General features: G+C 71.2%; 10 protein-coding genes. 9 read left to right on the top strand and 1 reads right to left on the bottom strand.

Going from position 1 to position 12,026, the window contains the following annotated elements; all coding sequences use genetic code 11:
- The first annotated feature begins 719 nt into the window (after positions 1–719).
- Positions 720–3,236 carry a molybdopterin-dependent oxidoreductase gene (locus ACH414_RS18710; protein ID WP_386566646.1) on the top strand — a complete coding sequence of 839 codons (2,517 nt, stop codon included), beginning with the start codon at positions 720–722 and terminating at the stop codon, positions 3,234–3,236.
- A gap of 189 nt (positions 3,237–3,425) precedes the next feature.
- On the top strand, positions 3,426–3,800 hold the full coding sequence (locus ACH414_RS18705) for an ArsR/SmtB family transcription factor (RefSeq protein WP_382533649.1): 375 nt from the start codon (positions 3,426–3,428) through the stop codon (positions 3,798–3,800).
- Positions 3,801–3,803: 3 nt separating this feature from the next.
- Here ACH414_RS18705 and ACH414_RS18700 read toward each other — a convergent pair whose 3' ends face one another.
- Positions 3,804–4,886: a LuxR family transcriptional regulator gene (locus ACH414_RS18700; protein WP_382533651.1), complete on the bottom strand. Its 1,083-nt coding sequence runs from the start codon at positions 4,884–4,886 to the stop codon at positions 3,804–3,806.
- A gap of 246 nt (positions 4,887–5,132) precedes the next feature.
- On the opposite strand from ACH414_RS18700, the gene aroA reads away from it, so the two are divergent.
- The 7 genes from aroA to ACH414_RS18665 all read left to right on the top strand — a co-directional run bounded on the left by aroA (position 5,133) and on the right by ACH414_RS18665 (position 12,020).
- Entirely contained in the window at positions 5,133–6,434 is a 1,302-nt protein-coding gene (gene aroA / locus ACH414_RS18695; protein WP_398942507.1) for a 3-phosphoshikimate 1-carboxyvinyltransferase, read from the top strand.
- A complete protein-coding gene (gpmI, locus tag ACH414_RS18690; RefSeq protein ID WP_386566649.1) occupies positions 6,431–7,957 on the top strand; it encodes a 2,3-bisphosphoglycerate-independent phosphoglycerate mutase in 1,527 nt (508 codons plus the stop codon). The genes aroA and gpmI overlap by 4 nt, the downstream gene beginning before the upstream one ends.
- Before the next feature lie 85 nt (positions 7,958–8,042).
- Positions 8,043–8,735, top strand: coding sequence for a hypothetical protein (locus ACH414_RS18685; RefSeq protein WP_382533656.1), 693 nt, complete (start codon positions 8,043–8,045; stop codon positions 8,733–8,735).
- 75 nt (positions 8,736–8,810) lie between these two features.
- A complete protein-coding gene (locus tag ACH414_RS18680; protein WP_382533658.1) occupies positions 8,811–8,990 on the top strand; it encodes a hypothetical protein in 180 nt (59 codons plus the stop codon).
- 14 nt (positions 8,991–9,004) lie between these two features.
- Positions 9,005–10,231: a M28 family metallopeptidase gene (locus ACH414_RS18675; RefSeq protein ID WP_398942504.1), complete on the top strand. Its 1,227-nt coding sequence runs from the start codon at positions 9,005–9,007 to the stop codon at positions 10,229–10,231.
- A 119-nt stretch (positions 10,232–10,350) separates the two neighbouring features.
- Complete coding sequence (locus ACH414_RS18670) at positions 10,351–10,701, top strand: carboxymuconolactone decarboxylase family protein (protein WP_382533663.1); 351 nt, start codon at positions 10,351–10,353, stop codon at positions 10,699–10,701.
- A 44-nt stretch (positions 10,702–10,745) separates the two neighbouring features.
- Positions 10,746–12,020, top strand: coding sequence for an acetyl-CoA carboxylase biotin carboxylase subunit family protein (locus ACH414_RS18665; protein WP_398942502.1), 1,275 nt, complete (start codon positions 10,746–10,748; stop codon positions 12,018–12,020).
- Positions 12,021–12,026 lie beyond the last annotated feature (6 nt).

Genomic DNA, 12,026 nt, shown 5'->3' with positions numbered 1-12,026 from the left:
CCGGGTGCGGGCGTCGCCGTGCCCGACGGTGACTCCGCAGGGCGTGACGTACGAACCGGACGGCGTCGGCTCCGTGGATACGGGCCAGTTCGCGTACGCGGGCCGCCGCCGCTTCGCCGCCGCGGAGCAGCCACCCGACCCCGGCCGCCGCCACGACGTGACCGCACAGCATCGGGAGGGTGGGAAGCGCCGCTGTCCAGGGCGGGGGAGTCATGCCCTCGTGCATCGCACTCATGGAATGCGCCATCGGGCCCGCCGGCATCGTGGCCGAGAAGAACGCGTGCAGTCCGATCTGGAGCACGGCGAGAACGCCCGAGCTCGCGGGGGCCGACATACGGCGGCGGGCAAACGGCGCCACCAAGAGGGCGACGGCGGTCGAACCCGTCACGAGCGCGCCCCAGGACGGTGGCCCCCCGCTCGCCACGCTGTGGGCGCACGCCGACATCACCACGCTCAGCCAGGTGATGAGGAAGGTGCGGAGAAGCCCTGCTCCGGGCAGCGAGCGCGCACGCGGATTCATCCCCACCCCCCTGCGGGTTCCCTGTGGACGTGCACCGATGTGAACTGACGGATCGTCAAAAGAGGTTGCGAGCAAGCCGGTCCGAGCGGCGGGACGGCGCGCGACGCCACTGTAGCCCCTTGATTCGATGAATCTCTAGACAGGGGGTGGTGATCACCATAGGCTCTCGACGCCTGCCACACCACAGGGGGAGTCGGACGTGTCCCACAGCAGCAAGCCTGTCTCCAGACGCAACGTGGTCCAGGGTGCCGTGCTCACCAGCGCGGCCCTGATGGTCAACGTCCCGACCGCATCCGCGGCCGGGGGCGACCCCGCGAGCGTCGCATCACCCACCACCGTCGGCGAGGGCGGTCCGTTGAACTTCACCGAGGGCTCAGCCGCCCTCCATCCCGACCGGACGGTCAAGAGCGCCTGTCAGTTCTGCAACTCGAACTGCGCGATCTCGGTCGGAGTCCGCGCCGACCGTGTCATCAGCGTGCAGGGCGCGTCGGGCGACCCGGTGCAGCAGGGCAACATCTGCGTCAAGGCCCCGATGATGGCCGAGATCACCCACAACCCCCTGCGCCTGACCAAGCCCCTGATCCGCACCGGTGGCAGGAAGGGCTCCAAGGACTCCGCCTTCCGCGAGGCCACGTGGGACGAGGCGCTCGACCTGATCGCCCGCCGCCTTCTGGCGCTGCGCGACAACGGCGAGGCCGCGGCCATCGCGAACCGGACCACCGGCCGTCTCCCCCGGGGGACCGGATCCCTCGTGGCCCGCCTGTTCGCGCTCCTCGGCAGCCCCAACAACACCGACGTCGGCCCGGTCTGCAACGACGCCGGCGGCAACGCCCTCAAGGCCACCTTCGGCCTCGGGAACTTCACCAACGGCTACGGCACGGACGGTGCCACGGGCCAGGACGACCTGGGCTCCGCCGACTACTTCCTCTTCCTCGGCACCAACCAGGCCGAGACCCACCCCGTCACCTTCGACTACCTGCTCCGCGGGCGTGAGCGCACGGGCGCCAAGCTCGTCGTCGTGGACCCCCGGCAGACTCCCACGGGTGCGCTCGCCGACGAGTGGATCTCCCCGAAGCCGCACACCGACCTCGCCCTCGCCCTGGGCGTCCTCCACCACATCCTCGACAAGCGCCTGTACGACAGGGAGTTCGTCGACCGCTGGGTCCTCGGCTTCAAGGAGCTCCGGGCCCATATGGCGGCCTCCGGCTACACCCCCCAGTGGGCCTCCACGGTCACCGGCGTCCCGGCCGACACCATCCGCCGCATCGCGCGCGACTACGCCCGCGCCGACAAGGCGGCCATCTTCTGCAACGCCGGCATCTCGCACCAGCTCGGCGCCTTCGACACGTACCGCGTCCTGACCTTCCTCGCCGCGGTCACGGGCAACATCGGCCGCCTCGGCACCGGCTGCAACTTCATGCACAACACCTGGCCGGGCGACCTCCACCTGCCGCCGCTGGCCGTCCGTACGCCCGATGTCGGCACCGCCCTGCCCGTGGGCCCCGACTACTTCGCCGAGTCCGTCCTCACCGGCAGGCCGTACCGCCTCAAGGCGGTCATCACCCAGGGCAACCCGCTGATCTCCTCCGCCAACACGGAGAAGGTCAAGGCGGCCTTCCGCAAGCTCGACTTCTACGTCTACACCGGCCTCTTCATGGAGGAGGCGGCCTACTACGCCGACGTCGTGCTCCCCGTGAGCTCGCCCCTGGAGTACGAAGGCGTCTACATGCGGCGCGACGACCGGGCGATCCGCTGGCAGGAGGCCGCGGTCCCGCGCTGCGGCGAGTCCAGGACGGACTACGAGATCTGGATCGACCTCGCCCACGCCTTCGCGCGCCAGGACCGCCGCAAGGGCCACGCGTACTGGGCCGACGCCTTCCCCCTGGAGTGGAAGGACTACTCGACCCTCTGGGCCGAGTTCGTCGAACACACCCCGGGCGCGGGCGGCATGACGCGGGAGCGGATGCAGAAGCGTACGGAGCCGCTGCGCTGGCCCTGCCCCACGCCCGACCACCCGGGCGTCAGCGCGCTCTACCAGGACCACCCGTCCTGGTACCAGGCCGCGGAGTCGCTCGGGGCCAAGAAGGGGCAGCGCTTCCTCACGCCCAGCGGCAAGATCGAGATCTACACCGAGGAGCTGGACCGGCAGCTGGCCACCGCGGGGCACGCGGCGCTTCCCGGCTTCTACACCCACCCCGAGGTGACCGGCGCCCACCCCACGCTCGCGTACGAGAAGCGCTTCGTCACCAGCCCCGTCAACCCGCAGGCGCTCACGCACCCGGTGCGGCTCGGCGTGCAGGGGGACGGGTCCGTCCACCGCGACTATCCGCTGATGGGCATGACCGGCCGGCCGAGCGTGGTCCACTTCGCCTCCGTCACCCACTGGACGCCCACCGGAGCACGCCTGAACGGGATCCGGTTCCTCCAGATCCACCCCGACACCGCGCGCGGGCTCGGAATCGACGACCGCGACGACGTGATCGTGGAGAGCCCGCGGGGCAAGGTGACGGCCACGGCCCTGTACTGGGAGGGCATCCGCGAGGACACCGTCTTCCTGCCCAACACCTTCGGCCCGGCCCAGCGGCTCGCGGAGGAGCTGGGAGCCGGCCACTACGAAGCGGCGAACACGCTCGTCGACGACGGCTACTACGACAACCTCTCCGGCCAGCAGGCGTACAAGTGCTTCGCCTGTCGCGTCACCAGGGCTCCCGCCTGACCGGGAGCATCAGCCGGCCCGGCGGACCACCCCGCCACACACCCCCCGTCGGGCATCCGGGCCCTGCCTCGGCGCGTCCCCCATCGCGCGGAGGCAGGGCCGTTCCTCCGGGCGGAAAGGCGCATACGGTGCCTCTCGTCACGTCTCAGGTCAGTTGCGCAAAGATTCGACAACTGTCAAACTAGACAGATGTCACAGCTCGAGGTGATCGACCCCGTAACCTGCTGCACCCCCGTCATAGCCGCGCCCCTCGACGAGGAACGGGCGGTGGGCACGGCCAAGATGTTCAAGGCCCTGGGTGACCCGATCCGGCTGCGCCTGCTGTCGATGATCGCGAGCGCAACGGGTGACGGGGAAGTGTGCGTCTGTGACCTGACCGGCCCGTTCGACCTCTCGGCGCCCACCATCTCGTATCACCTCAAGATCCTCCGCGAGGCGAATCTGGTGACCTCCGAGCGCCGTGGCACGTGGGTGTACTACCGCATCCGGCGGGACAACCTGGGCCTGCTCTCCGGTCTGCTCGCCGTTCCGAGCATGGGAGAACTGGCGGTCGCCGACGTCTGACGGTCAGACGAGGACGCCGACCTCCAGGCCCTCGGTGATCGAGCCGGCGAGTTTGCCGCCCTTCGTCTCCCTGGAGGACCGCATCGGCTGGTCTCCGCCGCATCCGCAGGGCCGCAGCCAGCCGCGCTCCACCGCCTTCGCCCCCGCCTCGAACCTGCTGCGGGCGCCCAGGCGCTCCGTGATGTCGGCGATCATTCGGCGCGCGGTGCGCAGGCCCACGCCGAGCTTCTTGCAGACCGCCTCGTCGGTGAGCCCCTGACCCATCAGGCGGAGCAGCTCCCTTTCCAGCGGTGTCGGCTGGTCGCCCTCGCAGGCTCCCGGGGCATCCAGCGGCGTCATGCTCTCGCAGAGACGCTCGAACAGCGCGATCAGCCCCGTGATGTACCCGGCGCCCGACACCTGGACGGCGCCCGCGTCCGGGTTCTTCGGATCAGCGGGCAGCAGGGCCGTGGTCCGGTCGTAGACGACGAGCCAGAGGGGGAGCGTCGGGGCCGTGCCGACCTTGCCGCCGCTGCGGGCGATCCAGCGGGCGTAGGCGAGGCCGGCCCGGTCGTTGTAGACGCTCTCCAGATAGACGTTCCACACCAGGACCCCGCGGTCCATCATGTGCTGGTCCATCGGGCGCCGGGCGTGCATCGCCTCGGCGCCGTTCGCGTCGGCGGGGAGCAGGGAGACGCACTCCGTCGTGGTCCGGCCGGCCAGGCGCTCCATGCGCGCGTGGATGGCGGCCTGGGACTCCAGGCGCTCCCACCCGGCGTGCGTGCTGCGCGCCTGGGCGTCCTCGTACTCCTCGGACAGCCGGTCCACCGCGGCCTTGACGTGGACGAACTCCTGCTGACGGCGCAGGAGTTCCGACTGCTGCCGCTCCAGCATCGTGCGCAGGGCCAGGGGCGGTCGGGTCGGGACGAGGGTCCCGTTCACCTGGCGCAACAGCGACAGCTCCAGCAGATGGTCCACGCTCTGCTGCACCGCGGCCTCCGGTGCGTCGAGGCCGAGCAGCAGGTCGCCGAGACGGCACCCCGGCCGGTCGAGCGCGAAGCGGTAGACCGCGTGGGCCAGTTCGTCCAATCCCAGTGACTGCAACATCCGCCCCCCAGGGTCTGTTGCTGAATTGAATTTCTTCAAGATAGCACGGTGCTTGATCGATTCGGTGGTCGTCTCGTGCCGCGATCTGATCAAGGTGGGCAGCATGTTGCCCGGCAACTTGCTGCCCCCGGAAGGAACTTCTCAGCCACCCCGAAGCCACCGCAGTCTCGAACGCGTCACCCCCGGCGTTCACGACGCCACGACCATCGGGAGAAGGCTTTGAGCTCGTTCGGGACAGACCTGCGGATGAAGGCCGAAAGCGTCACGATCCGACCGCTGCAGAGCTTCGACAAGCGAGTGAAGGTCCTCGGCTCCAAGAGCTACTCGAACCGCTACCTCGCGCTCGCCGCCCTGTCCGGTGAGGCCACCACGATCGAGGGCGCGCTCGTCTGCGACGACACGCAGTTCCTCGCCGGCGCGCTGCGCGCCTTCGGCCATGTCGAGGTGGACATCGACGCCGCCGCCGAACGGATCACCGTCACGCCCACCGGCAGGCCCATGGTGGCTCCCGCCGAGGAGGTGTACGTCGGAGCGGCCGGCACCCCGATCCGCTTCCTGATCGCGATGGCCGGCCACGCCGAGGGGACGACCGTGCTCACCGGCACCAAGCGCATGCAGGAGCGTCCCATGGGCTCCCTCCTCGAAGCGCTCCCGGGCCTGGGCGTGACGGCCGAGGCCGTCCGCGGCAACGGCAGCCCGCCGATCAAGGTCACCGGCCCGAGCTTCCGCGGCGGGTCCACCCGGATCAGCGGCGCGGTCAGCTCCCAGTTCACCTCCAGCCTGCTGGTCAACGCCACGCGCGCCGAGCAGGACACCGAGGTCCACGTCATCGACGACCTGATCTCCAAGCCGTACGTCGAGATGACGATCGCCGCCCTCGCCGAGATGGGCGTCGCCGTAGAGCGCGACGGCTACACCCGCTTCAAGGTCGCCGCCGGCCAGAAGCTGCGCGGCGGCACGGTCGCCGTCGAGCCCGACGCCTCCGGCATGTCGTACTTCCTCGCCGCCGCCGCGGTGCTCGGCGGCACGGTCACCATCCCCGGCATCGGCAGGAGCTCCAAGCAGGGCGACGTCGGCCTCGTCGACGCCCTGGTCCGCATGGGTTGCACGGCAGAGGTCACGGACGACTCCATCACCCTGACCGGCGGGGAACTCCACGGCATCGACATCGACATGGAGACCATGCCCGACGTCGTCCCCACCCTCGCCGTGGTCGCCGCCTTCGCCCAGGGCACCACACACATCAGCAACATCGCCAGCCTCCGGATCAAGGAGTGCGACCGCATCGCGGCCGTCACCACCGAGCTGCGCAGGATGGGCATCACCGTCGAGGAGTTCCCCGACGCCATGACCATCACCGGAGGCACCCCGCAGGGCGCGGTCATCGACACCTACGACGACCACCGCATCGCGATGTGCTTCGCCATCGCCGGCCTGCGCACCGAAGGCGTCGTCATCAAGGACCCCGGCTGCGTCGCGAAGTCCTTCCCGACCTTCTGGAAGACGCTGGACAGCCTGCGCGACGACGACACCACGAGCACCCTGTGAGCGCCGGCACCCCGGGCATCCTGCTGGTGCTCGACGGCTGGGGGCACGCGGAGCCCAGCGAGGCCAACGCCCTCACCGCGGCCTCCACCCCCTACCTGGACGGCCTGCTCGGCGCCTGCCCCACCGTCTTCGCCGACGCCTCCGGCACCGCCGTCGGACTCCTCCCCGGAACGGTGGGCAACTCCGAGATCGGCCACATGGTCATCGGCGCCGGCCGCCCCATCCCGTACGACAGCGTGCTCGTCCAGGAGGAGATCTCCAGCGGACGCATGCGCGCCAACAGCACCCTGACCGAGGCGCTGACCCGCCTCGCCTCGACCGGCGGGGCCCTGCACCTCATCGGGCTCTGCTCCGACGGCATGATCCACGCACATGTGCGACACCTGCAGGAACTGCTCCGCATCGCGGCGCGGTTCGGCGTGCCCCGGGTCCACATCCACGCCATCACCGACGGGCGGGACGTCGCCGACCACACGGCGGCCGCCTACCTAGGTCTCGTCGACGGCTTCGCCGCCGAGGCGGGGATCGGCGGGATCGCGAGCGTCGTCGGACGGGGCTACGCCCTCGACAAGAGCGGCAACCTCGAACTGACCGAGAAGGTCGCCCTCGCGCTCGTCGACGGCAAGGGCGAAGCGATCGGCGAGCCGCGGGAGGCGCTGGAACTCACCCGGCGCGGTGACGAGTGGGTGCCGCCCTGCGTCGTCACGGGTGCCGACGGCCGACCGGTCGGACTCGTCCAGGACGGCGACGCCGTCCTGTTCACGAACTTCCGCAGCGACCGCATCCAGCAGCTCGCGGACGACCTGTACGTCCGTCTCGCCGGCCGGCAGGTCGCGTTCCTCAGCCTCGCCCAGTACGACACCGAGGCGCCCATCCCGCCGCTGGTGCACCGGTCGGACGCGGGCGGCGGCCTCGCCACCGTGCTCGCCGCGCAGGGCGTGCGCTCCGTGCGGATCGCCGAGGCCGAGAAGTTCGAGCACGTCACGTACTACCTCAACGGCCGGGACGCGACCGAAGTCCCCGTCGAGGAGCACATCAGGATCACCGGTGATACGGCCGCCGACTACACGGCACGACCGTCGATGAACATCGACCGCGTCACCGAGGCCGTCAACTCCGCCGCCAGGCGTGAGGACGTCCCCCTCGTGGTCGCCAACCTCGCCAACATCGACGTCGTCGGCCACACCGGCCACTTCGACGCGACCCGGCAGGCCGCCGAGCACACCGACCGTGCCGTGGAGGCCATCTGCCGCACGGCCCGGGCGACCGGCCGCTGGGTGCTCCTCGTCGGGGACCACGGCAACGCCGAGAAGATGCTCACCGAGGCCACCGGCGCAACCGACGGCGGCCGGCCGTACGGCGGTCACACGACCAACCCCGTCCCGGCCGTGCTGGTCCCGGCTCCCGGGCAGCAGACGGCCGTGCCCGCCGGTCCCGCCACCCTCGCCGACATCGCGCCCAGCGTCCTCGCGCTGCTCGGCCTCGACCCGGCGCCCCGCATGACCGGGCGGCCCCTGTGGTGAGCCGAGCGCCGTCCGGCCGCCTCGAAGACGAAGCGTCCCCTTGCACCCCCACTGGACTCACCCCCACCGGACCGGAGGCATCCCGATGACCTCGCGCCCCAGGCTCGCCCTCGTCGGCGACCGCAGCGACCGCGTACCCGCCCATGCCCGATTCGACGAGATCGTCCCCGCCTTCGGCGTCGACGTCGACTGGCTTCCCAGCAGCACCGTGACCGAGGCCATCGCCGGGTACGACGGGATCTGGGTGGTCCCCGGTTCGCCGTACGTCAGCCAGGCGAACGTGCTCCTCGCCATCCGCACCGCCCGCACCCTCGGCATTCCCTACCTCGGCACCTGCGGCGGCTTCCAGCACGCGCTCATCGAGTACGCCCGCAACGTCCTCGGCCTCGAGGACGCGGAGGACGTGCAGTACGACGCGGACGCCGCCACCCCGCTGATCGTCCCGCTCTGCTGCTCCCTCGTGGGCGAGACGGCACCGCTCCACTTCGCGCCGGACAGCCGGCTCGCCTCCGCCTACCCGGGCCTGGAGCAGACCGTGGAGACGTACCACTGCAAGTACGGCCTCAACCCGGACTACGAGGAGGAGATCCTCTCCGGTTCCCTGCGCATCAGCGGCTGGGACGCGGAGAAGGCGCCCCGCGCGGTGGAGCTGCCCGACCACCCCTTCTTCGTCGGCAGCCTGTTCCAGCCCGAGTTGTCGTCGACCGCCGAGCAACTCCACCCGCTCATCAGGGTGTTCCTGGACGCGGTCGGCGAGCGGGCGCGTCGCGGCCATTGACACGACGATCACTCTGATTCGATACTTGTTTAAGTAAAGAGAGTTCGAATCAGATGAGCGGGAAGGAAGTGGGTCATGGCCACGAACTCGACCGAGGCGACCGAGCAGGAGTCCGTCGGCGGCTTCGTCACGGACCCGACCGCCACCGCGGGCGCCTCGCAGGGCGGCTGCTGCGGCGAGCCGGCCGACGCCACCGGCGCGGTCGCCGGCGGTCAGGGCGGCGGCTGCTGCGGTGAGCCCGGCGGCGGCTGCTGAGGAAGACGCCACAGATGAAGGACACAGCCCACGGCCAGGAGCCCGTCGCGGCGCGGTCGGCGGCGGACGCGTTCGACGCGGACCGCGCCCTGACGACGCTCCGGGCCCTGTGCACGCCGGACATGCAGGGGCGTGCCCCCGGCACCGCCGGGCACGACCTGGCCACCGGGTTCCTCGCCGCGGAGCTGACCTCGTACGGCCTGACGCCCGAGCTGGACGGCTTCGCCATCCGCGAGATCATGCGACTGGCGGCCCAGCCCACCCTCCGGGCGGAGGGCGCCCGGCTCGACCGCGAGCTCGTCCACCGCGCCGAGTTCGCCGAGCACCCGCGCTCGGGACCGATGCCCGGGCCCGTCACCGGCACGGTCTCCGAGGACGCGGGGCCGGGGGAGTGGGCAGCCCTGTCGACCGTCCCCCAGGGAGACGCCTTCGCGAGACTCGCCGACACCCTGGTGTCGCGCGGCGCGGTGGGCGTCCTCACCGCGCAGAACGCGGACGGCTCCGGGTTCCTCACCAAGCGCGTCCAGGGCCCGACACCCGTCGGTCTCCCCGTCGTGGCGGTGCGGCCGGACCTGCTGGCCGACGCGGTCGGCGGCGTGGTCACCGCCCACGTGCCGCTGGTCCGCGTGCCCGCCACGGGCACGAACATCATCGCCACCCTGCCGGGCAGCGACCCGGAGGCGAGGCCCATCCTCCTCAGCGCCCACTACGACGGTGTCGGCTCGGATCCCGAGCGCCACTTCCCGTGCGCGGGCGACAACGCCAGCGGCACCGCGGTGCTGTGCGAGGTCGCGCGTGTGCTGGCCTCCTCGGCGCCGCTGCCCCGGCCGGTCGTCTTCGCCCTGGTCGACGCCGAGGAGATCGGCACGCTCGGATCCGGGCACCACGCGCGCGCACTGCGTGAAGCGGGCGTCGAACCCGACGCGCTCAACCTCGACATGGCCGGCAAGTTCAACGGCGGGATCGCGATCGAGCTCGGACCGGCCGACCCGGTTCCCCGGCACATCATCGCCGCACTCGACAGCGCCGGCAGGCGCCTCGGCATCCAGCTCTACGCGGGCACGGTGTCCTCCGACAACCGGCGCTACGCGTCCGCCGGATTCCCCGCCGCGGGCATCGGAGTCGGGGCGGCGCACTACCACTCGCCGCTCGACAGCCCCGAGCGGATCGAGCCCGACGCGCTCGGCAAGGCGGGCAGGCTCGTCCTGGAGACGATCCACCACCTCGCCACCCAGAGCTGATCACCCAGAGCTGATCACCAGAACTGATCGCCCAGGGCTGATCACCAGAACTGATCACCCAGAACCTGATCACCCGGAACTGATCCCCGTCACCATCCTTTTCCCTCAGGAGTATCGCCATGGCCGCGGCCCAGCAGTCCGTCTCGACCCAGCTCATCCAGCTCGCCCCCACGGTCGGCGAGCACCACGCCGCCTTCTCCAAGAGCTACCAGGAGTTCTTCGGCGCCGTCTTCGACCACGACGCCCTGGATGCCAAGACCCGCGCCGCCGTCGCCCTCTGCGCCGCGCTCATGCAGGACCGCGAGGAGACCGTCCGGTCCTTCCTCGCCGCCGCGAAGAAGCTCGGGCTGAAGAACGAGGAGATAGGCCAGATCGCCGGCATCGTCGAGGCCATGAAGCTCGACGCCCTGCAGCGCCCCGCGGTCCAGGCCGTCGCCGCCGCGGCCAAGAAGGCCAACACCTGCTGCTGACCCGGCACGCCTCCATCCGACCTCACCCCGAAGGACCGCAGCACGTGACTGATCCATCCAACAGCGGCGCCGGCTCCGTCGTCGTGCTCGGAGGCCGCAGCGAACGGGAGTTCGCCGTCGTGCGGGACCTCGGGTACCGCGTGGTGCTCGTGGACGAACAGGTGCCCTGGCACTGCATGCCCTGGGTCGACGCCCACCTGGACGTCGCCCTCGACGACTGGGCCGCGGTGGCCGACGCGATACGTTCCGAGCTCGGCGACGAGGCCCCCGTGGCCGTGCTCACCCACACGGAACCGCGACTGCCCCTGATGGCGCACCTCGGCGCGCTGCTCGTCGACAACCCCCGTGGCCTCGACGAGACCGCGGCGACGAACTGCCGCGACAAGTGGCGCACCCGGACCGTGCTGAGCGAGGCGGGCCTGCCCGTGCCCCGTTTCGCGCTCGCCACCACCGTGGAGGAGGCGATCGACGCGGCCGGGGACATCGGGTACCCCGCGGTCGTCAAACCCCGCGACGGAGCGGGCGCGTTCGGCGTGCGGTGCTGCCAGGACGAGCGGGAGCTCCGCGCGGCCGTCAGCGCGCTGTTCGCCGCTCCGGCCGGCCCCCTGCCCGGGGCCCTGATCGAGGAGTACGTCGACGGGCCCGAGTACGCCGTGCAGACCCTCACCCAGGGCTCCACGACCGGCGTCCTCAGCGTCTTCCGGCAGCGCATGACGCCTCCGCCGGTCTTCGTCGAGCTGGGATACGAGCACCCGAGCGGTCTGTCGGCGGACGAGCGCGGCGAGCTGGACGGACTCATGCGGGACGTCCTCGCCGCCCTGGGCGTGCGCGACTGGATCAGCCACACCCAGATCCGGCGCGGCCCGGACGGCTTCCGGGTCATCGAGGTCAACGCGCGCCGCCCCGGAGGCAGGCTCGTCGAGATGACCACCGCCGTCAGCGGCGTCGACATGACGGAGGCCGTCACCCGTCAGGCCCTGGGGCTTCCGCAGGCCGACGCCCGGACCACCGTGCCGTACGCGCGCTACGCGAGCATCGTCTTCGACACCGCGGGCACGCTCCTGTACGACGAAGTCGACGCGGAGGAAGGGCCGTTCGCCCCCATCGTCGAGGTCGAGGTCGAGCCCGGCGAGACCGTCCGGCCCAAGGAGCATCCCCACGGCGGCGTCTACGGCCGCATCGTGGTCTACGGCGAGACGCCCGAGGAGCTCGACCGGGCGGAGCAACAGGTCCGCAAGGCCCTCAGCCTGCAGGTGGTGTTCGCAGACGGCCTCGGTCCCGCGCAGACCGACAGCCGCGAGTTCAAGTCGTGCTGCTGAGGTGGC

The organism is Streptomyces sp. NPDC020422 (assembly GCF_044386705.1).
Classification (GTDB): Bacteria; Actinomycetota; Actinomycetes; order Streptomycetales; family Streptomycetaceae; genus Streptomyces.
This window is presented reverse-complemented; position numbering and strand designations above follow the sequence as displayed.

Coding starts and splice junctions, on each gene's coding strand:
- ACH414_RS18705 (WP_382533649.1), top strand. CDS start 3,426: ATGTCACAGCTCGAGGTGATCGACCCCGTAACCTGCTGCACCCCCGTC.
- ACH414_RS18700 (WP_382533651.1), bottom strand. CDS start 4,886: ATGTTGCAGTCACTGGGATTGGACGAACTGGCCCACGCGGTCTACCGC.
- aroA (WP_398942507.1), top strand. CDS start 5,133: ATGAAGGCCGAAAGCGTCACGATCCGACCGCTGCAGAGCTTCGACAAG.
- ACH414_RS18685 (WP_382533656.1), top strand. CDS start 8,043: ATGACCTCGCGCCCCAGGCTCGCCCTCGTCGGCGACCGCAGCGACCGC.
- ACH414_RS18680 (WP_382533658.1), top strand. CDS start 8,811: ATGGCCACGAACTCGACCGAGGCGACCGAGCAGGAGTCCGTCGGCGGC.
- ACH414_RS18675 (WP_398942504.1), top strand. CDS start 9,005: ATGAAGGACACAGCCCACGGCCAGGAGCCCGTCGCGGCGCGGTCGGCG.
- ACH414_RS18670 (WP_382533663.1), top strand. CDS start 10,351: ATGGCCGCGGCCCAGCAGTCCGTCTCGACCCAGCTCATCCAGCTCGCC.